The sequence below is a fragment of the Bacillus kwashiorkori genome (genome assembly GCF_001375515.1).
Lineage (GTDB): Bacteria > Bacillota > Bacilli > Bacillales > Caldibacillaceae > Bacillus_BK > Bacillus_BK kwashiorkori.
On record NZ_CTDX01000016.1, the window covers coordinates 220,971 to 247,244 of the forward strand.

Below are 26,274 nucleotides of genomic sequence, written 5' to 3' on the forward strand. Positions count from 1 at the left end.
GTAATAGAAAGATTGAGGCGAGTTATTTGAACACGAAACCAATTGGCATCTTAGACTCAGGCGTTGGCGGACTAACCGTCGTAAAAGAAATGATGCGTCAATTGCCCCACGAACCGATTGTGTATATTGGAGATACGGCACGCTGTCCATACGGTTCTAGACCTAGTGAGGAGATTAAACAATTTACTTGGGAATTAACCCGCTATCTTCAAAAATTTGATATTAAAATGTTAATTATCGCTTGTAATACAGCAACTGCTGTCGCGTTACCGGAAATTCGCGCAGAGCTATCGATTCCCGTTTTAGGCGTTGTTCATCCTGGTGCGAGGGCAGCTATTAAAATATCTAGAGGATATCATATCGGAGTAATCGGAACCGAAATGACCATTCATAGTAAAGCTTATGAGAAGGCGTTAAAATCAATTAGAAAAAAAACGAAAGTTACTGGCCTTGCTTGTCCGAAATTCGTTCCAATCGTTGAAAATGGAGAAATTGAAAGTCAAGAAACGAAACAGATTGTAGCGGAAACATTAGCCCCATTCAACAATGAAAAGCTGGACACGTTAATTTTAGGTTGCACTCATTATCCACTGCTACAACCGGTAATAGAGGAGTATTTTGGTAATAATGTAAAAATCATCAGTTCTGGGGAAGAAACAGCAAGGGAAGCAAGTGTCATTTTGGATCATACAAATATGTTGAATAAATCGAATGAGCAGCCAGAACATATCTTTTTAACAACAGGTTCGGTCGATCGATTTAAACAAATTGCCGAAAACTGGCTAGGAACAAATGATTTGCAAGTAGAAAATGTCCAACTATGAGGGGGCTGTCTAGAAAGTCATCATTGACTTCTGGACAGTCCTTGTTTTTGTTGTTATATCGATATTTTGCTTATTTAACTTTGGAAGTTTCCCTTTTAGGACGACTATTTTGTTATTAATGTATGATTTTTTTAAAGACTCTTTTCTCATTGATTATTACCATCTCTTTATAGCAGTTAATTACCCGCTCCATCATTCTAAAAAAAGATGTCCATTTTTCTAAAAGGAAACGGTCTACTTTAATAGGAGTGCTCGTATATATGTAGTACAAACTGTCTTAGGAGGGGTACAAGTTATGAAAAAGAAATTCTTTTTTCTGTTCATATTAACTGCTTCCATACTTTTATCGGGATGTGGTTTATTTGGAGGTAGTAAAGAAAAGATAGATCCACCGAAGTCGTCTGTTACCTATGAAGATGATTTGAATGTTAGCAAAGATGAGAAAGATGAAGAATCAGTTGATGAAAAAATTAAAACGGAGCTGTACTTAATCGATAAACATGGTTTCGTTGTACCACAAACTTTTGAATTACCAAAAACAACAAGTGTTGCAAAGCAAGCATTAGAACATTTGGTCGCTGATGGTCCGATATCTGAGATGCTTCCAAATGATTTTCGTGCAGTACTACCTGCTGGCACTGAGTTAACCGTCGATATTACGGATGATGGCGTTGCTACCGTTAATTTTTCAAAAGAATTTAAAGACTATGCTGCAGAAGATGAGTTGAAAATCTTAGAATCCATTACATGGACATTAACTCAATTTGACACTGTTACAAGTGTTAAACTGAAGCTGAATGGAAATGAATTAAAAGAAATGCCAGTGAATGGCACACCTATTTCTGAAGTGTTATCAAGAAAAACAGGGATTAACTATGATGTCAATGGTGTTGTCGATTTAGCGAATACGCACCCAGTTACGGTATATTATGTTGCCCAAACAGACTATAATAGTTATTACGTCCCTGTAACGAAACGAATTAGTAATGAAAAGACCGATAAAGTATCTTCCGTAGTGGAACAATTAATTAAAGGTCCAAATATTAATAGTCCGCTCTTCTCATTATTCAACCCTGATGCCGAACTACTCGAGGCAAAAGTAGAAGATGGAATTGCAACATTGAACTTTAATGAAAATGTGTTAGCAAACTTTGATAAAAACGTAATTAGTAATGATTTGTTAAACATGATAGTTTTATCATTGACAGAGCTAGAGGATATTAAAGGAGTTTCTATTCAAGTTAACGGTGATAGCTCTGTAGTAACACAAGAAGGTGAACCAATGACAGAACCTGTTACTCGTCCGAAAAATGTTAATACTGGTAGTTTTTAATGTATAAAATTTGATATACTATAAATAAATTGGCAGAGGTAGGTAAGCTACCTCTTTTTCTATTACTTAAAAGTAAGTTACATTTCGAAAAAAATCTTTTTTGTTGTGTAGCTATTTAGGAGGAATTAATCATGACAAGAGTGGATGGACGAGTCTATAATCAACTAAGACCGATTAAAATCACAACGAACTATATAAAACATCCAGAAGGGTCTGTTTTAATCGAGATTGGTGATACGAAAGTGATTTGCTCCGCAAGTATTGAGGAACGGGTACCACCGTTTATGAGAGGGACTGGAAAAGGGTGGATTACAGCAGAATATTCGATGTTGCCACGTGCAACGGGACAAAGAAATATTCGTGAATCCACCAAAGGGAAAGTATCCGGCAGAACGATGGAAATTCAACGCCTCATTGGTCGCGCCTTAAGATCGGTCGTTTTATTAGAAGTGATAGGAGAACGCACTATTTGGATTGATTGTGATGTTATTCAAGCAGACGGTGGCACTAGAACCGCATCAATTACAGGTGCATTTGTAGCATTGGCTATTGCCTTAAATAAATTGTATGAAGAAAAATCTCTTCCTAAATTTCCTTTAACTGATTTTTTAGCAGCAATTAGTGTCGGAGTATTAAAAAATAAACAAGCAGTGTTAGATTTGAATTATGCTGAAGACTCTGAAGCGGAAGTCGATATGAATATCGTTATGACTGGCCAATATCAATTCGTGGAAATTCAAGGGACAGGAGAAGAATCCACTTTTTCTTATGATGAATTGAATAATTTACTTCAATTAGCAAAGTCTGGGATTGAACAGTTAATATCCGAACAAAAGGATGTTTTAGGGGCAATCGCAAATAAAATATTAGAAGGAAATAAATAATATGTAATAAGAATTGAGAGGTCTGTTATGGAAATAATTATTGCAACGAAAAATCCAGGTAAAGCAAAAGAATTCCAAGAAATCTTTGCACCGCTAGGATACGAAGTAAAGACATTATTAGATTTGAAAGATATACCAGATGTCGAGGAAACAGGTACTACTTTTGCAGAAAATGCTATTTTAAAGGCGGAAATGACAAGTGTTTTATTAAATCAAGTGGTAATTGCTGATGATTCCGGATTAGTGATAGATGCATTAGATGGAAAACCAGGAGTTTATTCGGCAAGGTATGCTGGTCTAGAAAAAAATGATGATGCTAATATTGATAAAGTATTAACAGAACTGAACGGCGTACCACAGGAAAACCGGACTGCCCATTTTCATTGCACATTAGCTGTTGCTATCCCAGGACAAGAAACAAAGCTTTTTACCGGTATTTGTAACGGGTTGATTTTAACAGAACGAAGAGGGAATAATGGTTTTGGATATGACCCGATTTTCTATATTCCAGATTTAGGAAAAACAATGGCTGAATTACTACCAGATGAAAAAAATAACATTAGTCATCGCGGACAAGCAATAAAACAATTACGTAATTGGGTGAACAAACATTTTAAGAAAGGTGAAACCGATGAAAGTGCTAATTTGTAGTGATAGCCATGGATTAACAGATGAACTAATTCAAGTAAAACAGCGACATGAGGCGGATTTTTATATACATTGCGGGGATTCAGAATTAACTGCAGACCATAAAGCTCTTGAAGGATATGAAGTAGTAAGTGGGAACTGCGATTTTGAACCGAATTTTCCGAATCAACTTGTATTGAATGCCAAGGATCGTATTTTTGTCACCCACGGTCATTTATATAATGTTAAATCATCCCTTTTGTCGTTACAATATCAAGCACAAGAACATGATGCAAACATCATTTGTTACGGCCATTCCCACATATTAGGGATTGAAAAAATAAATAATTTATTATTTATCAATCCAGGGAGTTTAAGATTACCTCGGATGCGAAAAGAGAAAACATACGTCCTTTTACATATTAGTGAGGAAAAATGGCAAGTAGAAGTATTCGAGCTAACCGGTGAAAAAATCTTTGACCAAGTGTTTTCAAAAAATTAAACAGCATTTGTAACGGTGTATCGTTCCCTTTTAAACGAATAAAGAGACTGTAAATAAAAAGAGTGTAATTCATATTATAGCTGGATTCACACTCTTTTTAGTGTCTCTTTTATTAAATATGGAGCATGATGTTTATGGATGTACATTTAGATTAAAAAAGAAAAGAATGCATATATCAAGACCCGGAAATGATTCCAACGAAAAAACAATTGAAATAAACCATTTTATCCGATAAAATAACTATGTTAAGAAAAATCGCTTAAATTGTTGCTTCAAAAAATGCATGCAAGTAGTTGAAAATGTCAGCTGGAAAAACTTTTATAAAAAACTGTTGACATTAAATAAAAAACCACCTATAATAAATCTTGTCTTTGAAAAAACATAAGTACTTGTCCCAGTAGCTCAGCAGGATAGAGCAACGGCCTTCTAAGCCGTCGGTCGGGAGTTCGAATCTCTCCTGGGACGCTAGAAATCGTCTAATCTTTATGTAAAGGTTAGGCGTTTTTTTTTCGGACGTAAAAGTCAAATAATCATCCACTTTATCATTTTTCATATAAGTGGAGAACAAAATATCGGTCTTTATTTTTCCGTTCTTCTATGTTAAAATATGTAAGTCGTAAGCGAGTACTGTCTTGTCCCAGTAGCTCAGCAGGATAGAGCGACAGCCTCCTAAGCTGTAGGTCATGAGTTCGAATCTCGTCTGGGACGCTATTGGAATTCTTTTATGCACCACAAAATGTTTGTGGTGTTTTTTTACGTAGATGATTAGTTCTTACGAAAATAGGACTCAATAGTTTTTAGAACAACGTGTATCATTAAAACGAAATACTTGTTTTCACCGATTATTTTCACTAATATGTAAAGCGTTGATCGCTAATGATAGAAGGCAGAGACTCCAAAAAATAAAAAGAGTGGGATATCTATGAAGGAAGACAATAATAAAATAATTCCATTTCCTAATTTAGAGCAGAGATTATTTCAAAAAGGGCTAGATTTGTTGGAAAATAATCATATAAATGAAGCAATAAATTATTTATTAGAAGCAAAAAGAATCGATGACGAAAATGAAAATATTTATTATACGCTAATAGCTGCCTATATGAAGCAAGGAAATTTACAAAAGGCTAGAAAATTATCGGAAGAGATGCTTCAGTTTCAAATCGGTGATGAGTTTCAAACACAAGAAATATACATAACTATTCTTTTTCAAATGCATGATTATGAAACCATTGGTACAGTTATTGAAAGGATGCGAAAGGAAAAGACGATACCTACAGAAAAATTAGACCAATTTAATTATTTGCTCGATCTAAGTGAAGCGATGCTAGTGGAAGAACGAGTGGAAGAAGATGATTTTTCATTAATCGAAGGAACTCAGGAAGAAATAATAAACAGAATTGCGAGATTGACACAAAAGAACATAGGCAAATATGAACAAGATATTGAACAATTTTTAGCCAGTGAGAAGAGCAATCCGTTGTTAAAAACGATTTTGCTGAATACGTTAAAAGAAATTTCTTATAAAAATGATTTAACTGTGGCAAAATTTGGTCATACTATCAATATTAATATTTTTGACTATGAAGCTTTATCCGACGTTCCATTCATAAAAAATGTTAAAACAATCCTGGAATCAACGTTTGAAAACGATTATCCGAGTATTGTTGAATTCGTTTTAACAATAGCTGATCAATTCTTTTTTGCAATCTATCCATTGGAAAAAAGATACATAGACGAAGTGAAGTGGTCGGCTGCTTTAGCCCATGTCGTAAGCATATATATGCAAGATGAGACGATCTCTAATTACTTTTTAAATGTTCATCAAGTTGATTTGCATGAGATTGAAGAAAAGGTTTCGTTCATTTTATTAGTGGATAAGAATTTTCAATCACAAATTTAAATCGATAACTTGAAACAAAGGAAACCTATGTTATAATGGAAAAGTTGAAGTATGTTCTTTTTTAAATATGCCTTATAATATATTTATTAACATGTAACGAAGAGGGCTACATATAAGAACAACCTATAAAGTTTAAAAATAGATTTTGGAGGGAAACGGTATGTCCGCAAAATGGGAAAAGTTAGAAGGCAACCGCGGGGAGTTAACGATAGAAGTTGAAGCGGAAGTCTTTAATAAAGCACTAGATGCTGCTTTTAAAAAAGTTGTAAAAGATGTTAATATTCCAGGGTTCCGTAAAGGAAGAGTACCTAGACCAATTTTTGAACAAAGATTTGGCGTAGAAGCGCTCTACCAAGATGCTCTTGATATTCTATTACCAGAAGAATATGCAAAAGCAGTGGAAGAAACAGGAATTGAGCCAGTAGCTCAACCACAAATCGATATTGAACAAATTGAAAAAGGCAAGAACTTAATTTTTAAAGCAGAAGTAGTTGTAAAACCAGAAGTAAAACTTGGTGAATACAAAGGTTTAGAAGTAGAAAAATTTGACACAGAAGTTACCGATGAAGATGTGGAAAAAGAATTAAAACAACTTCAAGAACGCCATGCAGAACTAGTAGTAAAAGAAGAAGGAACAGCAGAAAACGGTGATACGGTAGTAATTGATTTCGAAGGTTTTGTTAATGGGGAAGCATTCGAAGGCGGAAAAGCAGAAAATTACTCACTAGAACTTGGTTCAAATTCATTTATTCCTGGCTTTGAAGAACAATTGATTGGTATTGCATCAGGAGAAGAAAAAGAAGTGGAAGTTACATTCCCTGAAGAATATCATGCAGAAGAATTAGCTGGAAAACCTGCCGTATTTAAAGTAAAAGTTCATGAAATTAAAACGAAAGAACTACCTGAGTTAAACGATGATTTTGCCATTGATGCAGATGAAGAAGTAGAAACTTTAGACGAATTAAAAGATAAAATTAAACACCGTCTAACCCACGACAAAGAACATGAAGCAAAACACTTTGTTGAAAACACTGTATTAGAAAAAGCTGCAGAAAATGCAGAAATCGATATTCCTGAAGAAATGGTTGATACAGAACTTGATCGTATGCTAGGTGAATTCGAGCAAAGATTGCAATCCCAAGGATTAAATCTTGAATTATATACTCAACTAACTGGTCAAGATAAAAATGCATTGAAGGACCAAATGAAAGTAGATGCCAAAAAGCGCGTTCGAATCAGCTTAACATTAGAAGCAATCGTGAAAGCTGAAAATATTGAAGTAACCGAGGAAGAAGTGGAAGCTGAAATTGAACGCCTAGCAGGTCTTTACAATATGACTGCTGACAATATTAAAGAAGCTTTAGGTGCATCATTAGATGGACTAAAAGATGACTTGAAAATGAACAAAGCAGTTCAATTCCTTGTAGACAATAGTACAACTGTTGCATCATAATTTTAAATAAAACAAGGCGCGGAGGCATTTCATTCGTGCCTTGTTTTATCCTTAAGATTTTTTCAAATTATAGTTCAAAAAGCATCCTTCATTACATATATTTTTTACATACATATAATATTTTTGAATTTTTATAAGTTTATGACTGATTCTATTTTTTACCGAAAATGATTCCATAGAACTTGCATATGCTATACATATTCATTAAAATGATATTCTATAGTTTTTAAAATAAGTGCATTTCATTTCCTATAATTCAGAAAAATGTGCTACAATCCATTACATACTAAATAAATGAAGGATTAAAGATAAGTTCTCAACAGATTTAGCGATATAGGACAAAAAACAATAGAAAACGTTCCCATCTCAGTAAATGAGCTCGCATGATGTAAATGTTTAACAAATCCTTTTTACTGTATTTTCGTTTTATTTGTTTTACAATAAATATAATCGCTAAGCTTTGTAAAGAACCTCAGTAGAAAAGATGAAGGGGTGAACAATTTTGTTCAAATTTAATGATGAAAAAGGACAATTAAAATGTTCTTTCTGCGGAAAAACACAAGATCAAGTCCGTAAGTTAGTTGCTGGACCGGGTGTATATATATGTGATGAATGTATTGAGTTATGTACCGAAATTGTGGAAGAAGAATTAGGTACAGAAGAAGAAGTAGAATTCAAAGATGTACCAAAACCGAAAGAGATACATGAAATATTAAATGAATATGTTATCGGTCAAGAGCAAGCAAAAAAGACGTTAGCTGTTGCAGTATATAACCATTACAAACGAATTAATACAAAAAACAAAGTTGACGATGTGGAATTATCAAAAAGTAACATTTGTTTAATTGGTCCTACAGGTAGCGGGAAAACATTACTTGCGCAAACATTGGCGCGAATTTTAAATGTTCCGTTTGCCATTGCAGATGCTACATCGTTAACAGAAGCTGGATATGTCGGTGAAGACGTAGAAAATATTCTATTGAAATTAATTCAAGCCGCAGATTACGATGTAGAACGAGCGGAAAAGGGGATTATTTACATCGACGAAATTGATAAAATTGCCAGAAAGTCTGAAAATCCGTCGATTACAAGGGATGTATCTGGAGAAGGGGTACAGCAAGCGTTACTGAAAATTTTAGAAGGAACAGTTGCAAGTGTACCTCCACAAGGTGGTCGTAAACATCCACATCAAGAATTTATTCAAATTGATACGACGAATATTTTATTTATTTGTGGTGGTGCCTTCGATGGTATCGAGCAAATCATTAAGCGTCGTCTCGGACAAAAAGTAATTGGTTTCGGATCTGAAAGCACACAACTTGCTGATGAAAAAGATTTATTAACAAAAGTACTGCCAGAAGATTTATTGAGATTTGGGTTAATTCCAGAATTTATCGGTCGTCTTCCAGTAATTGCTAGCTTAGAAAAACTGGATGAAGCTGCTCTAATTCAAATTTTAACTAAACCGAAAAATGCATTAGTGAAACAATTCCAAAAAATGTTAGAACTAGATAATGTGGAATTGGAATTTGAAGATGAGGCACTTGGCGAAATTGCGAAAAAGGCAATTGAAAGAAAAACAGGTGCACGTGGCTTACGTTCCATCGTAGAAGGCATTATGTTAGAAGTAATGTTTGATCTACCATCTCGTGACGATATTGCAAAATGTATCATTACGAAAGATGCTGTTTTAAACACAAGTCAACCAAAGCTAGTATTAAAAGACGGTACCGTTGTAAATAAGGAAGAAAAAACTTCCGCTTAAACATACCGATGAAAAACATCCAAAAATACAAGCAATTCTTTTGTTAGGAAATTAGCTAACAGAAGAATTGCTTTTTTATTTTGTAACGACTATAACATTCAGAAAGAAAAAATTTTGCTAAAAGAAATACTTGCCACGTTAACGAAAGTCTCTTTGACAAATCAATCAAGACATTGAAATTTTTGTTTATTCCCACCAATTAAAGGAGATACTAGTTCGTATAAAAAGTTATTATATCCTTAACTGTTCACAGCAAAGATTGAATTAAATGTTGTTGAACTCGATTAGGAATTAAAGAAAAATAAGACAACGAGAGACTAGTTTTACTGGAGGGAATATGATGAATATCACTGGGTTAATTGTAATCATTCAATTATTTTTTGGTGTGATTATTGGACTTTATTTTTGGAACTTATTGAAAAACCAGCGAACACAAAAAGTTTCAATAGATCGTGAATCAAAGAAGGAAATGGAAACATTAAGGAAAATGCGCTTAATAAAGCTTACAGAACCACTTGCTGAAATGGTACGGCCATCTAGTTTTTCCGACATCATTGGGCAAGAAGACGGTATTAAAGCACTGAGAGCAGCACTATGCGGACCAAATCCACAACATGTAATCATCTACGGTCCACCAGGGGTTGGAAAAACGGCTGCAGCAAGACTTGTGCTAGAAGAAGCGAAAAAAAACGATAAGTCACCATTTCGTCATGATGCATCTTTCGTTGAACTTGATGCTACGACAGCTAGATTTGATGAGAGAGGAATTGCTGATCCGTTAATTGGCTCTGTTCATGATCCAATCTATCAAGGTGCGGGTGCGATGGGACAGGCAGGAATTCCTCAACCGAAACAAGGGGCAGTGACAAATGCCCATGGTGGAGTATTATTTATCGATGAAATTGGTGAACTACATCCAATACAAATGAATAAATTGTTAAAAGTACTGGAAGATAGAAAAGTATTTTTTGAAAGTGCTTATTATAGCGAAGAGAATCCGCAAATACCAAGCTTTATCCATGATATTTTTAAAAATGGACTGCCTGCTGATTTCCGTTTAATTGGTGCAACGACAAGAACACCGGAAGAAATTCCGCCAGCAATTCGATCACGTTGTATGGAAGTGTTTTTTCGAGAATTAACGGAAGAAGAAATAAAAAAAGTTGGTAAACGTGCAGCGGATAAAGTAGCTTTACATATAAGTGAAAAAGCACTAGAAAATTTAGCTCATTACGCGAAAAATGGACGGGAAGCGGTCAATCTTGTGCAAATTGCCGCTGGTTTAGCAATTACCGAGGAACGGAAATACATTAAAGATGAAGATATTGAGTGGGTAATTTATTCTAGTCAGTTAACACCAAGATATGATATAAAAATTCAAAAAGACCCGCAAATCGGCTTAGTAAATGGACTTGCTGTGTTTGGACCAAATAGTGGTGCTCTCCTGGAAATAGAAGTAACAGTCATACCGGCAAAGGAAAAAGGCTCCATTAATATTACTGGAATAGTGGAAGAAGAGTCGATAGGTGGTCAAGGGAAATCCATTAGAAGAAAGAGTATGGCAAGGGGCTCCATCGAGAATGCAATTACAACACTGCGGTCTTTAGGTGTACCTGCTGATGAATATGATATACATGTGAATTTTCCCGGTGGTATTCCAGTAGACGGCCCATCAGCAGGAATTGCAATGACAACAGGGATTTATTCGGCAATATATCGTTTTCCAGTTAAAAACACGGTGGCAATGACAGGTGAAATTAGTATTCACGGTAAAGTGAAACCAGTTGGCGGTGTGCTGGCGAAAGTGAAAGCAGCGAAAAGAGCTGGGGCAAAAAAGGTAATTATCCCTGCTGAAAATATGCAATCGGTGCTCAACGAAGTGGATGGAATCGAAATCATTCCTGTCCATCATTTAAGTGAAGTATTTGAGGCGGCATTAATAAAATTTGAAAAGAAAGAAAAACTGGACCAACCAGCATTTTCATTACCTTTTCAACAACAAAAAGAAAGTATATAACAGTAACAACTAATAGCTTCACGACAGAACGGTTTGTTATCAAACAAACCGTTTTTCCAAGTCTAAGCGAGGAGGCTTAGCCATATTTTACATATCCATTCATTTTCCTTTACAAATTAGCTATATTTAAGATAAGGTTAATTTTACTCGGTTTCATTAATTACCTATCTTATTTAAATGATAGATAAACTCCATGTAAATAGACATCGCCAGTTTTTTACGTTAAAATTTTTACAAGAGGACTAATACATATCGGAGCAAAGGATAAAGCAAAATATAATTTTGGAGGTTTGCATAATGAGTGAACAACATAAGATGATCGTTCCCCTCCTTCCACTAAGAGGATTACTCGTCTTTCCAACAACTGTTTTACACTTAGATGTAGGAAGAGAAAAATCAGTACAAGCATTAGAAAAGGCGATGATAGATGAACATCTAATTTTTTTGACGACACAAAAAGATGTAGCTATTGATGAACCTGATAAAGATGACATGTATCATATTGGTACCCTTACGAAAGTGAAACAAATGTTAAAACTGCCAAATGGTACTATTCGAGTATTAGTAGAAGGATTAAAAAGGGCAAAAATTGAAAAATTCATCGATCACGAAGAGTATTTCGCAGTAGAAATTAATACATACGAAGAGGAAAATGAGAAAGACGCAGAAGCTGAAGCATTCATGCGCACCGTGTTAGAGTATTTTGAACAGTACATCAAAATATCGAAAAAAGTTTCCGCCGAAACATTTGCCATCGTCAAAGATGTGGAAGAGCCAGGCAGACTTGCGGATATTATCGCATCCCACTTACCTTTAAAACTAAAGGAAAAACAAGATCTCCTTGAAACAATTGACGAGAAAGAACGATTACATAAGATTATTCGTGTGTTAAATAACGAAAAAGAAATTATTCAATTAGAAAGAAAAATTGGCCAACGTGTAAAAAAATCAATGGAGAGAACGCAAAAAGAATACTATTTGCGGGAACAGATGAAAGCAATTCAAAAAGAACTAGGCGATAGAGAAGGAAAAAGTGGTGAAATCGAAGAACTACGTGAAAAAATTGACTTCGCTCAAATGCCAGAACACGTTTATAAAACCGCATTAAAAGAATTAGACCGATATGAAAAGATTCCGAATACGTCAGCAGAAAGTGCGGTCATTCGTAATTTTTTAGACTGGTTAATTGCATTGCCTTGGACGAAAGCAACTGCTGACGATTTAAATATTCAACGAGCAGAGAAAATATTAAATGACGATCATTACGGTTTGGAAAAAGTAAAAGAACGTGTTTTAGAATATTTAGCTGTCCAACAATTAACGAAATCTTTAAAAGGACCTATTCTTTGTTTAGTAGGGCCACCAGGAGTAGGTAAAACGAGTTTAGCCCGCTCCATTGCCCGTTCATTAAAGCGAAACTTTGTTCGGATTTCCTTAGGGGGAGTTCGGGATGAATCAGAAATTCGCGGACATCGTCGTACATATGTAGGAGCTATGCCAGGTAGAATTATTCAAGGAATGCGTAAGGCTGGAACTATTAATCCTGTGTTTCTATTAGACGAGATAGATAAAATGTCGAACGATTTTCGTGGGGATCCGTCTGCAGCTATGCTAGAAGTGTTAGATCCAGAACAAAATAAAAGTTTCAGTGATCACTACATCGAAGAGACTTATGACTTATCGAAAGTAATGTTTATTGCAACAGCGAACGATTTAAGTACTATTCCTATACCGCTAAGAGACCGGATGGAAATTATCTCTATACCTGGTTATACAGAGCAGGAAAAATTACATATTGCAAAAGGTCATTTAATTGGAAAACAAATAAAAGAACATGGATTAACGAAAAAGCAGCTACAAATTCGTGATGAAGGATTATTACAAATTATTCGCTACTATACGAGAGAAGCTGGAGTTAGAGGTTTGGAACGACAAATTGCCTCCATTTGCAGAAAAACGGCAAAAATTATCATTGCTGAGGAAAAGAAACGCGTCATCGTAACAGAACAAAATGTGGAAGACTTTTTAGGTAAGCAGATTTTTCGTTATGGTCAGGCTGAAACAGAAGACCAAATTGGTGTGGCAACTGGTCTAGCTTATACAGCATTTGGCGGAGACACTTTACAAATCGAAGTGTCATTGGCACCAGGAAAAGGTACGCTTGTCCTTACCGGAAAACTCGGCGATGTGATGAAAGAGTCTGCACAGGCAGCTTTTAGTTATGTACGTTCATCATCAGAAATGCTCGGCATTGAGACAGACTTTTATAAAAAATATGATGTCCATATCCATGTGCCAGAAGGAGCGGTACCGAAAGATGGTCCTTCTGCTGGAATTACCATTACGACAGCCCTCGTTTCTGCCTTGACTGGTAAAAAAGTGCGCCGTGAAATAGGTATGACCGGAGAGATTACGCTACGGGGACGTGTATTGCCTATCGGTGGATTAAAAGAAAAAACATTAGCGGCCCATCGAGCAGGTATAACAACTATTATTTTGCCGAAAGACAATGAGAAAGACTTAGACGATATTCCAGATAGTGTGAAAGGTGAGCTAACGTTCATCCCTGTTTCCCATATTGATGAAGTGTTAGCGAAAGCGTTAGTTGGTGAAGATAAATGAAAGTAAATAGTGCAGAATTTATTATCAGTGCCGTTTCCAACAAGCAATATCCAGAAGGGGATTTACCAGAAATTGCTTTAGCTGGCAGATCTAATGTCGGAAAATCATCATTTATTAATAAGTTAATTAATCGGAAAGGCTTAGCAAGAACATCTTCTAAGCCAGGTAAAACACAAACATTAAATTATTATTTAATCAATGAGCAGTTTTATTTTGTCGATGTTCCAGGGTATGGCTATGCAAAAGTATCCAAAACAGAGAGAGCTGCTTGGGGAAAAATGATTGAATCGTATTTAACAGAACGAAAACAACTAAAATGTGTTTTACTAATTATTGATATTCGTCATAAGCCGACCGATGATGATGTGATGATGTATGACTTCTTAAAGTATTACGAAATACCGACGATTATTATTGCAACGAAAGCAGATAAAGTACCTCGAGGGAAATGGCAAAAACACTTGAAGGATGTAAAAGAAACATTAGAAGTTGTAGAGGGAGACCAAACCATTCTTTTTTCCGCTGAAACAGCGCAAGGGAAAGAGGAAGCATGGAAATTATTAACTCCTTATATTAACTCCTAACTAAAAGTCACGATACTGTATAGGCGAAAAAACGTTTCCAGGTTTTATTAGAAAAACAACGTGGAATTAACGGGAGTTCTCTACTAATTTCTAAACAATCAAGAAGAATTAGAAAAAAGCTGACGCAAAAGGTCGATAAAAAGACTTGTCTGAGCCAGCTTTTTTCTTTATCGGTGTTTATTTTTAAATGTAAAAAGATGAAGGGTTGATTTTCCCCCCCTTCATCTTTTTTGTAGTTTTCTCTTATGAGTTTCCCGCTTTTTCCAATGATAAAAAACACAAATAAGCTCCATTCCATATTTTTTGAATAGTCCTCATAGTGGAAAAAACATTTTTGCATCTACCTATTATGGATACACTTATTCCGCACGACGTCCTCCTCTAACAAACAAAAGCTCCTCTAAAAGTCAATCTGTGTTTCTTAAGGGGAGCATTTTAAAAAGGATATACTTTTTGGATAACATCTTTTTGGTGTTAATAAATAGACCTAAATTTACGCATTGGACCATTATTTCCGTTTAAAAAAGAATAGATAACCGCCTACAGCAAATAAAATGATTGGCCAAAAAGAATTTAAGTCGGCTATTTTATATTGGATAAACCCGAGCCACTGAAAGATTTTTTCATAAAACAATTGGATAAAAGCTAAAATAAGGAAAAGCCAGCCATACAATAATCCAGAATTTGTTTTTTGGTATTGCAGAAAAAAGCTTAAAGAAATAAATAAAATAATTACACCCATATGATCCAAGCGAATCGAATATTGCTGAGATAAATAAAAATGAATTCCTAGTCCAGAAAATAATACTGCTGGAAGGATAAAATCATATTGTTTTCCACCGTAAGCTTGTACAAAAAAAGCAACTCCGATTAAAAACAATAAAGCCGGCCACCCGAATAATGACAGATAAGTCAAGATGGGAAAGTTTTGCAAAATAACATATAAGCCAAACCCAATTAATATTGCACTAGGAAATAATTTATTGCCTTTCATTTTGCACCTCAAAAAACATAGTCTTTAAAAGAACAATGAAAATTTATTTGATAGATGTTGTATGGATAATTAAAACTTAAAACTTGAATATTACGGTAATCTTTGATAAGTTACAAGTGAAAACATTAATTTATAATAAATTTAAATTAGTAGTAGTTATTGACTGCTAGGCATACTACATATTATCGTATCATAATTTTTACGAAAATGTGGCTTAAATTAACTAATTTTGAAAATAAAACTATTTATGTTAGGGTGGTTCCTGTTGCATATTCTCGCAGTTGGTCTCAATTATAAAACCGCACCTGTTGAAATAAGAGAACGTCTGTCTTTTAATGAAACGCTGATCGGCGAAAATATGCTTTTATTAAAGCAGACGAAAAGTATATTGGAAAATGTCATTATTTCGACATGCAACCGTACAGAAATATACGCTGTTGTAGATCAAATACATACGGGAAAATATTATATAAAAGAGTTTCTAGCAAAAACTTTTGGAATTTCTCGAGAAGAATTTGAACAATATCTCTTTATATATGAAAACGATTTAGCCATTCGTCATTTATTCCGAGTTACTTGTGGTCTAGATTCGATGATATTAGGAGAAACTCAAATTTTAGGACAAGTTAGGACAAGCTTTTTTACTGCACAAAAACATCATACAGTTGGAACGGTATTCAATCAGCTATTTAAACAAGCGATTACTGTGGCAAAAAAAGCCCATACAGAAACAGAGATTGCGGCAAATGCAGTCTCGGTCAGTTATGCCGCAGTCGAGCTTGCGAAAAAGGTTTTCGGTAATTTGAAAGAAAAGAAAATATTAATTATTGGTGCAGGTAAGATGGGCGAGCTGACACTAGAAAACTTAGCTGGAAGCGGTGCAAATAATATTACCATTATTAATCGAACATATGAAAAGGCTAGTGCGCTAGCTGTTAAATTTAGTGGGGTTGCTAAACCTTTTGAGGAAATCCAAAAGTGTTTAGCAGAGACAGATATCGTCATTAGTTCTACTGGAGCTAGCCAATACATTATAACTGAAGATTTAGTAGAAGACGCTGTGCATTATCGAAAAGGAGAACCAATTCTTTTCGTTGATATTGCGGTACCGCGAGATATTCATCCGAATATTGGAACACTAAATTCCGTTTTTTTATACGATATTGATGATTTAGAGGGAATTGTCCAAGCTAATTTACAAGAGCGAGAACGTGCCGCTATTGAGATTGACAACTTTCTTACCGTAGAACTAGTTGCATTTAAGCAATGGCTAAATACGTTAGGTGTTGTACCACTAATTTCTGCGTTACGAGAAAACGCATTGCAAATCCAAGCTAATACGATGGAAAGTTTGGATAGGAAGTTGCCAAACTTAACGGAGAGAGAAAGAAAAGTTATTGGCAAACATATGAAAAGTATCATTAATCAAATGTTGCGGGAACCAATATTACAAATAAAAGAAATGGCAAATGAAGAAAATGGAGATGTTGCTTTACATTTGTTTAAGCAAATCTTTAACCTGCAAGTGGAAGAGGAAGATAATTATGTGCAAAATCCTAAGTCAGTTAAAGACAATACTGTAACATTTGAACTAGCAAAAAATTAACGATTGTTAGTGAGGTTTTCCTAATGGGTGAAAACTTTTTAGCCAAAATGCATGAAGTAACAATTTTACTTTATGCATTTTGTGTTCTTTTATATTTTATTGATTTTTTGCAAAATAATCGGAAAGCAAAACAATGGGCTGCTTTTTTATTATCAATTATTTGGGCTTTGCAAACGGTTTTTTTTCTACTATATATGATTGATATAGGTCGTTTTCCCATTTTAACATTAGGAGAAGGATTATATTTTTATGTGTGGATTATTATATCGCTTACTTTAGTTTTTCATAAATACTCTCGCATTGAATTTTTAAGTTTTTTTACTAGTATATTAGGATTTATTTTAATGGTCATTTTAACATTTGCTCCGTTTCGCTGGCAGTCGGAAGCGTTAGCACAAAACTTAGCATCCGAACTGCTATTTATTCACATAACGATGTCAATAGTAGCATATGGAGCGTTTTCTTTATCCTTCATCTTTTCCCTGCTCTATTTATTTCAATATCGGTTATTGAAAAAGAAAAAATGGGGGATTCAATTAATGAGAATGGATAATTTAGTAAAGCTGGAAAATATGTCCTATATTTTAAATGCTCTTGGAATGCCGATTTTTTTGCTAGGTGTTATACTAGGGTTACAGTGGGCTTACATAAAAATTCCTCATTTATCTTGGTTTGATTGGAAGATTGTCGGTTCGTTTATGTTAATCGGTATTTATGGGTTATATTTATATGTAAAATTGCGAAAAGAGATGGCTGGCAAAAGTTTGGCGTTCTATAATATTGGCGCATTCTTATTTGTACTTATTAATTTCTTTTTGCTCGGCAAATTGTCTGCTTTTCATTTTTGGCTCCAATAAGTTTGATAGGTAATTGTATGTGAATGGAATAACATATTTTTATACAATTAGGAGGAACAATGAGAAAAATAATTGTTGGTTCTAGAAGAAGTGCGCTTGCATTGACACAAACAAAGTGGGTTATTGACAAACTAAAAGAGTTAGGGGCTCCCTTTTCATTTGAAATAAAAGAAATGGTTACAAAGGGAGATCAAATTTTAAACGTAACACTATCAAAAGTGGGTGGCAAAGGTCTTTTCGTGAAAGAAATTGAACATGCACTGTTGCAAAATGATATTGACTTTGCGGTACATAGTATGAAAGATATGCCGTCGGTTTTGCCGGCTGGACTCATTATCGGTGCGATACCAGAACGCGAAGATGCTAGAGATGTTCTATTAACGAAAAAAGGAGAGAAAATAGAAGATATGTCGGCAGGTTCTATTGTCGGTACGAGCAGTTTGCGAAGACAAGCGCAAATTTTAGCTATCCGACCAGATTTACAAATCAAATGGATTCGTGGAAATATTGATACTCGAATTAATAAGCTGCAAACGGAAGACTATGATGCCATCATATTGGCGGCGGCTGGATTAAATCGTATGAATCTAAAAATTAATGAAGTTACTGAATATTTAAATATAGAGCAATACATCCCTGCTGTTGGGCAAGGGGCACTTGGTATTGAATGTCGTGAGGAAGATATTGAACTTCGCCAATGGTTAGATAAATTAACTTGTAGCAAAACAGAACGGGTTGTCAAGGCGGAACGAGCTTTCCTCCAAAAAATGGAAGGTAGCTGTCAAGTACCGATTGGTGGTCACGCGATTATTACGGATGCCGATAAAATCGAATTAACTGCTTTCGTTGCGGCTCCAGACGGGAAAACAATTTTTAAAGAAACGATGACAGGCAATGACCCGAAAACGGTTGGAGAAGAAGCAGCCCGAAAATTAATTGCAGCTGGTGCCAAGAAATTAATTGATGAAGTGCTGAAGCAAAATGAGCAATAAAGTTTCATCTTGCTAGAATTGTCATTGTTAGGGAGTTGGGAACGTTGAAAGAGCAACAGTTGCCGTTAGAAGGTAAAACTTGTTTAATTACACGGGAACAAAGGCAAGCACAACCGTTAAAAAATGAAATTGAAAAACTAGGCGGCATACCGATAGTTATTCCGTTAATCGCTTTTCGAAAAAGCAAATTAACGAAGGGCGAGCGTGCAATTCTTTCTAACTTACGAGCGTACCAGTGGTTCGTTTTCACTAGCCAAAATGGGGTCGAGTATTTTTTTACCGAATTAAAAGAGCAGGGACTGGCTTTTCCGCAAGGGGCAAAAGTAGCTGCTGTCGGAACAAAAACTGCAAAATTGTTACAAAACTTTGGGGTTACCGCTACCCTTGTTCCGGAAAAATTTACCGGTGAATGGTTAGCAAGTGAAATGCTCCCGTTGATGACAGATAAAGACTCTGTTTGTGTAATAAAAGGGAACTTAGCCCGCGATATAGTCGGAAAAAGTTTAACAGAACAAGGGATATCTGTATCTGAAATCATCATCTATGAAACATATTTTCCAACAGAAAATAAAAGCGCATTATTAGCTGCTATGCAGAATAAGACGCTTGATTTGCTCATATTCACAAGCCCGTCTACCGTGAAAAATTTTATTGAAACATTAATAGAAAATGATTTGCTATGTCTAGTGAAATCGAAATGGATTGCATGTATTGGCTCTGTTACGAAACAACAAGCGGAAGATTACGGGTTAATCGTTCATATATGTCCCGAAATATATACGACAGATCAATTAATGCAAGAAATCGCAGCTTTTTTTAGTGAAAAAGCTAATTATATGGAGGAATCATCATGAAAATGAATGAATTACAATTTACGAGACATCGGCGATTACGACAAAATTCCACCTTACGGGATTTAGTGCGAGAAACTCATATATTAATAGATGATCTTATTTATCCACTATTTGTGACATTTGGAACGAATAAACGTCAACCTGTTCCATCAATGCCAGGTATTGATCAAATTTCTCTAGATTTGTTGAAAGAGGAAATGGATGACATTAATAGTTTAGGCATTAAAGCGGTACTGTTATTCGGTATTCCAGAGAAAAAGGATAGTTGTGGTTCAGGTGCCTATCATGATCATGGTATTGTCCAGGAAGCAACAAGGATTATTAAATCAGAATATCCTCATATTCTAGTAATTGCTGACACATGTCTTTGTGAGTACACCGACCATGGTCATTGCGGGGTGGTTGATAATGGCGATGTTTTAAATGATGAATCATTGGATTTATTAGTGAAAACCGCTGTCAGTCAAGCACAAGCAGGCGCCGATATTATTGCTCCATCAAATATGATGGATGGCTTTACAACAGCTATTCGCCACGGCTTAGATGATGCTGGTTTTTCCCATTTACCGCTAATGTCCTATGCAGTGAAATATGCTTCTTCTTTTTACGGTCCATTCCGCGATGCTGCAGAAAGTACGCCACAGTTTGGTGATCGAAAAACGTATCAAATGGATCCTGCTAATCGGTTAGAAGCATTAAGAGAAGCACAATCAGATGTAGAAGAAGGGGCAGATATGCTCATCGTCAAACCTGGGATGCCTTATTTAGACATTATCCGTGACGTTCGAAACGAGTTTCCTATCCCAATTATCGCTTATAATGTCAGTGGGGAATATTCGATGGTGAAAGCCGCTGCACAAAACGGTTGGATTGACGAAGAAAAGATAGTAATGGAAATGTTAATAGGGATGAAACGGGCAGGAGCAACGATGATCATCACTTATTTTGCGAAAGATGTTGCGAAATGGTTGCGTAACGGAAAATAGCGTCATTTATCCTAACAGATTATTTGCAGGTCAATGTATGATATAGAAAGGAAGGCATATCGATGAGAAACTATAGTAATTCAAAAAAAGCTTATAAAGAAGCAGTTACATTTATGCCAGGCGGGGTAAATAGTCCTGTTCGAGCGTTTAAATCGGTACAAATGAATCCGATTTTTATGGAAAAAGGGAAGGGCTCGAAGATTTATGATATTGACGGAAACGAATACATTGATTACGTTCTGTCTTGGGGTCCACTTATACTGGGACATGCAAATGACCAAGTAGTAGAAGCATTAAAAAAAGTAGCAGAAAATGGAACTAGTTTCGGTGCACCAACATTAATGGAAACAAATTTGGCTCGACTCGTGCAAGAAAGATTGCCTTCCATGGAAATGATTCGAATGGTTAATTCTGGAACTGAAGCGACGATGAGTGCTTTAAGATTAGCAAGAGGATATACAGGCCGAAATAAAATTTTGAAATTTGAAGGCTGTTACCACGGTCATGGTGATTCCTTATTAATAAAAGCTGGTTCAGGTGTTGCAACACTAGGTTTGCCTGACAGTCCCGGAGTGCCCGAAAATACTGCGAAAAATACGATCACCGTACCATTTAATGATTTGGAAGGTGTGAAAATGGCTTTTAATACATTCGGTGATGATATTGCCTGTATCATCGTAGAACCGATAGCTGGTAATATGGGCGTTGTTCCTCCACTACCAGGATTTTTAGAAGGTTTACGAGAAATAACGAATCATTACGGTGCCCTGCTAATTTTTGATGAAGTAATGACTGGATTTCGTGCTCACTATCATAGTGCTCAAGGGTTATTCAATGTTACACCCGATTTAACATGCCTTGGAAAAGTGATTGGTGGTGGTCTTCCTGTCGGTGCGTACGGTGGTAGGGCAGAAATTATGGAAAAAGTTGCGCCAAGCGGCCCGATTTATCAAGCAGGCACATTGTCGGGTAATCCACTTGCTATGACAGCAGGTTATGAAACATTAAGTCAATTAACAGAGGAAGATTATGTCCAGTTTGAACTAAAGGCAGACAATCTAGAGAAAGGTTTCCGTGCCGCTGCAGAAAAGTACCAAATCCCATTCACAGTCAATCGGGCTGGTTCAATGATTGGTTTCTTTTTTACGAATGAAAAAGTAATTAACTATGAAACAGCCAAAACAGCAAGCTTAGATTTATTCGCAGCTTATTATCAGGAAATGGCAAATCAAGGTGTGTTCTTACCTCCATCCCAGTTTGAAGGTTTATTTTTATCAACAGTGCATTCATTAGAAGATGTAGAAAAGACGATACGAGCAGCCGAAACAACGTTCGAAAAGATTCGGAACAGCTTATACTAAATAATAAATCAAAATCATAATCGTGAAGCGTCGGCCTGTTCCTGTCGATTCGCTTAGTCACAAATAAATTTGAAACGGAAATTAACACCAATCTTTAACATCCAATGTAATAATCAATAGTTTTAGCAACTACCCTACTTAAACGAGTTAGGGTAGTTTTTTTATGCGAATCTTCATGATGTTGTATTTGTAAAGGTAAAGAAATTCAATTGTTTGGATAGAAAGTTTTTACTAGAAAGCTAGGAAGTTTAGTTTGAAAAAAATAGTTGCAAAAGGATCGGTGTAAGGAAGAATTATAAGGAATTTAGCATAAATTAACCCTCTATATCATACATTGTAATGATATTTACACATAATTCTTTCGATAAAAGGAAGAAACTTGGAGAGGAGGAAAATTTATGGCCAAACCATCGTCGTTGAAATTTTCTCTAGAAGAAGCAGTTTGGTTTCGCAAAGGGGAAGAGATTGCAGATTTAGTTAGTTTGTCCTTAGAACCGAACGTTACGATCCAAGAATTAGATCATTATATATCTATTCGTGGAAGTTTAGAAATGAATGGGGAATATAAAAAAGTAGCTGAACAGGTGGATGATGACCACGGCTTCGCATTTTCAGGGCAAAAATATGTAAATGTAGAGGAATCAAGGGAAGTGGGCATTTATGAATTTACGTATCAATTTCCTGTGGATATTACAATCCCGAAAACGCGAATAAAAAGTGTCGAAGAGTTGAATATTTTAATTGATTCCTTTGATTATAATATTCCGGAGCGGTCATGTTTGAAACTGTCTACCGATATTTCGATTCACGGAGTATATGAAGAAGATTATAGTTTTGATGATTGGGAAGACGAAAATGATAATGAAAGATTAAATACGATGTTTCAGCCAGTGGAAAAGGAAACATCTTCTTTGGAAACGGAGACACCGGTAATCGATTTGAATGAGTCAGTCCTTCATCCACTAGATAATTTTGAAGAAGAAACAGATGAAGAAAAGACATTTACTGTGGAAGCACGAAAGCAGTTTGAAAAACCGCACCAAGAAGCGGCAGACCATCATGTACCAATTCAAGTGTTTTACCAGGAGGATGAAACGGAAGATAAGGGAGATATAGAAAGTGCGGCAAGTAATGATTCGAAAAACATTTGGTTAATTAGTAATAGTCCTTTGAAAAAAGCAGAATTTGTTGAGCGGGAGGAAGAAGAATCTAGCAGTTCCTCATCATCCAGTGAGGTAAATAATAGTGAGGCTATGAAAGAAATAAATATTCCCGATGCGATCGGCCAGGAATTGGAGAGTGTTAAGTCGGTTGTAAGAGAAGAGACGCCATCTGTAATGGAAAATTTAGACATACCGCAATTGGAACAAAATGATGAAACAAATGAATTAAGAGCTGCTGAACAAGAAAAGGTAGTGAAAGAAGTAGCGGAAGTACGGAATAGCAATGAAAGCAATGAAAATGATACGGCTGACGAAATAAGTGAAAATACTCCAGCATTACAAAGAAAGGAACAAGAGCGTGCAGATGTAGTTGAGTTAGCGGATGTCAGATCAGAAAAAAATATTAAATACCAAGCACAGGAAAAATCAGAAGAATCTAGTGATGCCAGTATATCGTTAACAAAGTTTTTTGCGCGGAAAGAGGAAGAAAGGCCTGCTAAAATGCGAATGTATATCGTCCAAGGGGAAGACACATTAAGTGTAATTGCTGAACGTTACAACGTCAATCCTGCGCAAATTTTGCGAATGAATCAGCTAGAACCGAATCAGGATGTATATGAGGGGCAAGTATTATATATTCCTGTTAAACGTGAAAAAGCGGCAACGAATGCAGACTAATTTCTATTATCACATTGGGAAGCTTTAAAATTTAGTCATATGAGCAAGTTGAAATAAGATGCTTAACGAAACGGGTGTAGCTGCCCGTTTCGTTTCCTACTGTTAACAAACGAGTTACTCCAAGCGAGAAAACGAACGAAAAAGTAATTCTGAAATGATATGAGCCGATGCAAAAATATTCATACATTATACAACGGCACTCCATTTCTTCGTTTATTGACGATTGGGAGGAAAGAAAACAATTGGCGTTTTATAGAAGAAAGGTTGGCCAATGCTTCAATAAATCGGTGGTGGGTTACTGTGGAAAAAGGGTATCCGGAATGGTTGCTTTCCATTTTAAAAGAATACAATATTCGCCCGCGTTACGTAGAGCAGCACGGGAAAGTATATAAAATTTTTAGTAAAGACGATATATATGCGTTAAAAGAAATGAACGGGATGCGAGGGGTTCATTTTTTTCAACAGCTCCCATTTTTATATAAAAGAGGATTTCACCGTTTCGTACCTGTCTATCCTACGAAAACAGGAAATTATAGTGTAATAATGAATAACAGAGTTTATTATTTAATGCCATGGGTGGAAAGTGCATTACGAGACGATAGCGAACAGTCAAAACAGATGATGCGTGAGTTGGCAAAACTTCATACCTTAACAACTAAAGACATCACGGTGACAAAAGAAGCGGTGGAAGAGAATTTAGAACGTATCAATCAACAATGGAAAAGGGAACTAACTTTATTAGAGGAATGGGTTGAACGGTGCGAAAACAAAGTATATATGTCTCCATTTGAATGGGAATTTGTTCAATATTATTTTGAAGTAAAAAAAGCCTTAGAGTATGCGGTCCGAACAATAAACCTTTGGGGTGAACAGGCAAAAGAAAACGATAAAGCACGAACCACTTTCATACACGGAAAGATTGCTCCAAATCATTTTCTCCTCAACGAAAAAGGTTATGGATTTTTTATTAACTTAGAAAATAGTCGATATGCTTCTCCAATACACGATCTTTTACCATACTTATCGAACAGACTAAGAACACATCCAAAACATTGTAACGAAACAATCGAGCTATTATTCACTTACTTAAAATATAACCCGCTGCGAAAAGAGGAAATGTTACTGTTAAAAAGCTACTTAGCCTACCCAGGTGACTTCCTTCAAATTGTTCGACAATATGATCGTAAAAAAATTATTAACCATGAACTAAGAATGACTAACCGTCTTCAAAAACGATTTTGGCATATAAAAAATATTGAGTATATCATTATGAAACTAGAGGAAATCGAGCATGCACAAGAAAATGCCCAAACGTAACATGTCTCTTGAAATGTGCTCGAAAATCCACGCTTTTCTGTAAGAATGGACGGAATGGACATTAGAAAAACAAATAATGGCGGAGGCGGGCATGTCTCCGCTAAAATTTTTTTCTTTTAAATGATTTCTAAATAAAAACCGACTGCTATCGCAACAAAAACAATTAATAATATGACATCAAAAGTGGTCGGTAATAGCAAAGTGCGAATACCTTGGAAAATACAAAACGGAATGATGAGTTGGCTACTGACACTACGTACCGTTCGCAACCACGAAGGCAATAAAAATGGATTATATTTTTTCCGCATGGACAAATCTCCCCCTTTTTTTCAACTCATTCTCTCTATATATAAAGCTTAGAACGTCTGAACGAGCAATGATGAAATCCTCTTATTCCATCATATGTCCCATTTTCGAAAATAATTATGAAAAGTCCTAATTCAGTTTATGCATGTTCTTATTAATAGTGAGAAAATACTGCTAAAGCAAAAAACACGAAATTCTTGTTGCATAACAAGGATAAAGGTATATTTTTTGAATAAAATGTAGAAAATGATTGACGAAACTTGAAATAATCTTATACAATAATGAGTAAAATAATGATTGCGATGACAGGGAAGAGTACGGTAGTGAAAGCATACTAGAGAGGGAATGGCTGGTGGAACATTCCTATGTGAAACTATTGGAAGGTCGCCCTAGAGCTGCACTTGTGAACAAAACTTTTGTTTTCATTAGCAAGAGCCGGATGAAACCCGTTATCAAATGAAGTGCCGAATGTTGTTAGGCTAAATGATTTATTGTTAAAGAATCAATTAGTCAAAACAGCATTCGTGAATAAAGGTGGTACCGCGAACAACTCCATTCGTCCTTTTTACGAGTGGGGTTGTTTTATTTTTCGTAAAAAATTTCAGGTACCTAAAATGTAAGCACGAATTCCGAATTTATAAGGAGGTAA

Annotated in this window: 21 protein-coding genes, 2 tRNA genes and 1 other annotated feature; of the genes, 21 read left to right on the forward strand and 2 right to left on the reverse strand. The window is 35.6% G+C overall.

Annotated features, from left to right (window positions below; translation table 11 throughout):
- Nucleotides 1-26 precede the first annotated feature (26 nt).
- The 13 genes from racE to yihA all read left to right on the forward strand — a co-directional run bounded on the left by racE (nucleotide 27) and on the right by yihA (nucleotide 14,511).
- Complete coding sequence (gene racE, locus BN1242_RS10270; RefSeq protein WP_072136186.1) at nucleotides 27-824, forward strand: glutamate racemase; 798 nt, start codon at nucleotides 27-29, stop codon at nucleotides 822-824.
- Nucleotides 825-1,119: 295 nt separating this feature from the next.
- Nucleotides 1,120-2,157: a GerMN domain-containing protein gene (locus BN1242_RS10275; protein WP_062355338.1), complete on the forward strand. Its 1,038-nt coding sequence runs from the start codon at nucleotides 1,120-1,122 to the stop codon at nucleotides 2,155-2,157.
- A 131-nt stretch (nucleotides 2,158-2,288) separates the two neighbouring features.
- Entirely contained in the window at nucleotides 2,289-3,041 is a 753-nt protein-coding gene (gene rph / locus BN1242_RS10280) for a ribonuclease PH (protein WP_062355341.1), read from the forward strand.
- 27 nt (nucleotides 3,042-3,068) lie between these two features.
- The gene (locus BN1242_RS10285) at nucleotides 3,069-3,692 is read left to right on the forward strand and encodes an XTP/dITP diphosphatase (RefSeq protein ID WP_062355344.1); all 624 of its coding nucleotides are present in this window, start codon (nucleotides 3,069-3,071) and stop codon (nucleotides 3,690-3,692) included.
- Entirely contained in the window at nucleotides 3,673-4,170 is a 498-nt protein-coding gene (locus BN1242_RS10290; protein ID WP_062355347.1) for a metallophosphoesterase family protein, read from the forward strand. The genes BN1242_RS10285 and BN1242_RS10290 overlap by 20 nt, the downstream gene beginning before the upstream one ends.
- A 391-nt stretch (nucleotides 4,171-4,561) precedes the next feature.
- A tRNA-Arg gene (locus tag BN1242_RS10295) sits at nucleotides 4,562-4,635 on the forward strand.
- Nucleotides 4,636-4,804: 169 nt separating this feature from the next.
- A tRNA-Arg gene (locus BN1242_RS10300) sits at nucleotides 4,805-4,878 on the forward strand.
- A 214-nt stretch (nucleotides 4,879-5,092) separates the two neighbouring features.
- On the forward strand, nucleotides 5,093-6,070 hold the full coding sequence (locus BN1242_RS10305; protein WP_062355350.1) for a tetratricopeptide repeat protein: 978 nt from the start codon (nucleotides 5,093-5,095) through the stop codon (nucleotides 6,068-6,070).
- A 160-nt stretch (nucleotides 6,071-6,230) separates the two neighbouring features.
- On the forward strand, nucleotides 6,231-7,523 hold the full coding sequence (tig, locus tag BN1242_RS10310) for a trigger factor (RefSeq protein ID WP_062355354.1): 1,293 nt from the start codon (nucleotides 6,231-6,233) through the stop codon (nucleotides 7,521-7,523).
- Nucleotides 7,524-8,025: 502 nt separating this feature from the next.
- The gene (gene clpX / locus BN1242_RS10315; protein WP_062355356.1) at nucleotides 8,026-9,288 is read left to right on the forward strand and encodes an ATP-dependent protease ATP-binding subunit ClpX; all 1,263 of its coding nucleotides are present in this window, start codon (nucleotides 8,026-8,028) and stop codon (nucleotides 9,286-9,288) included.
- A 340-nt stretch (nucleotides 9,289-9,628) separates the two neighbouring features.
- Nucleotides 9,629-11,305 carry an ATP-dependent protease LonB gene (gene lonB / locus BN1242_RS10320; protein ID WP_062355359.1) on the forward strand — a complete coding sequence of 559 codons (1,677 nt, stop codon included), beginning with the start codon at nucleotides 9,629-9,631 and terminating at the stop codon, nucleotides 11,303-11,305.
- 297 nt (nucleotides 11,306-11,602) lie between these two features.
- On the forward strand, nucleotides 11,603-13,927 hold the full coding sequence (gene lon, locus BN1242_RS10325; RefSeq protein WP_062355362.1) for an endopeptidase La: 2,325 nt from the start codon (nucleotides 11,603-11,605) through the stop codon (nucleotides 13,925-13,927).
- Nucleotides 13,924-14,511, forward strand: a complete 588-nt coding sequence (yihA, locus tag BN1242_RS10330) for a ribosome biogenesis GTP-binding protein YihA/YsxC (protein ID WP_062355366.1) — start codon at nucleotides 13,924-13,926, stop codon at nucleotides 14,509-14,511. The genes lon and yihA overlap by 4 nt, the downstream gene beginning before the upstream one ends.
- A 508-nt stretch (nucleotides 14,512-15,019) precedes the next feature.
- Here the strand turns inward: yihA and BN1242_RS10340 are convergent.
- Nucleotides 15,020-15,505 (reverse strand): hypothetical protein, encoded by a 486-nt coding sequence (locus BN1242_RS10340; RefSeq protein WP_062355374.1) that lies wholly within the window; start codon nucleotides 15,503-15,505, stop codon nucleotides 15,020-15,022.
- 265 nt (nucleotides 15,506-15,770) lie between these two features.
- On the opposite strand from BN1242_RS10340, the gene hemA reads away from it, so the two are divergent.
- From hemA to ysxE, 8 genes are all read left to right on the forward strand, one after another.
- A complete protein-coding gene (gene hemA / locus BN1242_RS10345; RefSeq protein WP_062355377.1) occupies nucleotides 15,771-17,111 on the forward strand; it encodes a glutamyl-tRNA reductase in 1,341 nt (446 codons plus the stop codon).
- A 23-nt stretch (nucleotides 17,112-17,134) separates the two neighbouring features.
- Nucleotides 17,135-17,968 (forward strand): cytochrome C assembly family protein, encoded by an 834-nt coding sequence (locus tag BN1242_RS10350; protein ID WP_062355380.1) that lies wholly within the window; start codon nucleotides 17,135-17,137, stop codon nucleotides 17,966-17,968.
- 59 nt (nucleotides 17,969-18,027) lie between these two features.
- Complete coding sequence (gene hemC / locus BN1242_RS10355; protein WP_062355383.1) at nucleotides 18,028-18,960, forward strand: hydroxymethylbilane synthase; 933 nt, start codon at nucleotides 18,028-18,030, stop codon at nucleotides 18,958-18,960.
- Nucleotides 18,961-19,004: 44 nt separating this feature from the next.
- Nucleotides 19,005-19,814, forward strand: coding sequence for a uroporphyrinogen-III synthase (locus BN1242_RS10360; protein WP_062355386.1), 810 nt, complete (start codon nucleotides 19,005-19,007; stop codon nucleotides 19,812-19,814).
- 2 nt (nucleotides 19,815-19,816) lie between these two features.
- Complete coding sequence (hemB, locus tag BN1242_RS10365; RefSeq protein WP_062356985.1) at nucleotides 19,817-20,800, forward strand: porphobilinogen synthase; 984 nt, start codon at nucleotides 19,817-19,819, stop codon at nucleotides 20,798-20,800.
- Between the two features lie 62 nt (nucleotides 20,801-20,862).
- Entirely contained in the window at nucleotides 20,863-22,161 is a 1,299-nt protein-coding gene (hemL, locus tag BN1242_RS10370; RefSeq protein WP_062355389.1) for a glutamate-1-semialdehyde 2,1-aminomutase, read from the forward strand.
- A gap of 398 nt (nucleotides 22,162-22,559) precedes the next feature.
- Complete coding sequence (locus BN1242_RS10375) at nucleotides 22,560-24,002, forward strand: LysM peptidoglycan-binding domain-containing protein (protein ID WP_062355393.1); 1,443 nt, start codon at nucleotides 22,560-22,562, stop codon at nucleotides 24,000-24,002.
- Between the two features lie 300 nt (nucleotides 24,003-24,302).
- Entirely contained in the window at nucleotides 24,303-25,319 is a 1,017-nt protein-coding gene (gene ysxE / locus BN1242_RS10380) for a spore coat protein YsxE (RefSeq protein ID WP_062355397.1), read from the forward strand.
- A gap of 116 nt (nucleotides 25,320-25,435) precedes the next feature.
- On the opposite strand, the gene BN1242_RS10385 is transcribed toward ysxE, so the two are convergent.
- Nucleotides 25,436-25,627, reverse strand: coding sequence for a hypothetical protein (locus BN1242_RS10385; RefSeq protein ID WP_062355400.1), 192 nt, complete (start codon nucleotides 25,625-25,627; stop codon nucleotides 25,436-25,438).
- Between the two features lie 291 nt (nucleotides 25,628-25,918).
- Nucleotides 25,919-26,192, forward strand: a binding site (T-box leader).
- Nucleotides 26,193-26,274: the final 82 nt, after the last annotated feature.

Bases quoted from the DNA above. Each gene is read 5' to 3' on its own strand.
- rph (WP_062355341.1), top strand. From the start codon at position 2,289: ATGACAAGAGTGGATGGACGAGTCTATAATCAACTAAGACCGATTAAA.
- BN1242_RS10305 (WP_062355350.1), top strand. From the start codon at position 5,093: ATGAAGGAAGACAATAATAAAATAATTCCATTTCCTAATTTAGAGCAG.
- hemB (WP_062356985.1), top strand. From the start codon at position 19,817: ATGAATGAATTACAATTTACGAGACATCGGCGATTACGACAAAATTCC.
- yihA (WP_062355366.1), top strand. From the start codon at position 13,924: ATGAAAGTAAATAGTGCAGAATTTATTATCAGTGCCGTTTCCAACAAG.
- hemL (WP_062355389.1), top strand. From the start codon at position 20,863: ATGAGAAACTATAGTAATTCAAAAAAAGCTTATAAAGAAGCAGTTACA.
- lon (WP_062355362.1), top strand. From the start codon at position 11,603: ATGAGTGAACAACATAAGATGATCGTTCCCCTCCTTCCACTAAGAGGA.
- tig (WP_062355354.1), top strand. From the start codon at position 6,231: ATGTCCGCAAAATGGGAAAAGTTAGAAGGCAACCGCGGGGAGTTAACG.
- BN1242_RS10385 (WP_062355400.1), bottom strand. From the start codon at position 25,627: ATGCGGAAAAAATATAATCCATTTTTATTGCCTTCGTGGTTGCGAACG.
- BN1242_RS10375 (WP_062355393.1), top strand. From the start codon at position 22,560: ATGGCCAAACCATCGTCGTTGAAATTTTCTCTAGAAGAAGCAGTTTGG.
- BN1242_RS10340 (WP_062355374.1), bottom strand. From the start codon at position 15,505: ATGAAAGGCAATAAATTATTTCCTAGTGCAATATTAATTGGGTTTGGC.
- BN1242_RS10275 (WP_062355338.1), top strand. From the start codon at position 1,120: ATGAAAAAGAAATTCTTTTTTCTGTTCATATTAACTGCTTCCATACTT.
- BN1242_RS10285 (WP_062355344.1), top strand. From the start codon at position 3,069: ATGGAAATAATTATTGCAACGAAAAATCCAGGTAAAGCAAAAGAATTC.
- lonB (WP_062355359.1), top strand. From the start codon at position 9,629: ATGAATATCACTGGGTTAATTGTAATCATTCAATTATTTTTTGGTGTG.
- BN1242_RS10350 (WP_062355380.1), top strand. From the start codon at position 17,135: ATGGGTGAAAACTTTTTAGCCAAAATGCATGAAGTAACAATTTTACTT.
- BN1242_RS10290 (WP_062355347.1), top strand. From the start codon at position 3,673: ATGAAAGTGCTAATTTGTAGTGATAGCCATGGATTAACAGATGAACTA.
- hemC (WP_062355383.1), top strand. From the start codon at position 18,028: ATGAGAAAAATAATTGTTGGTTCTAGAAGAAGTGCGCTTGCATTGACA.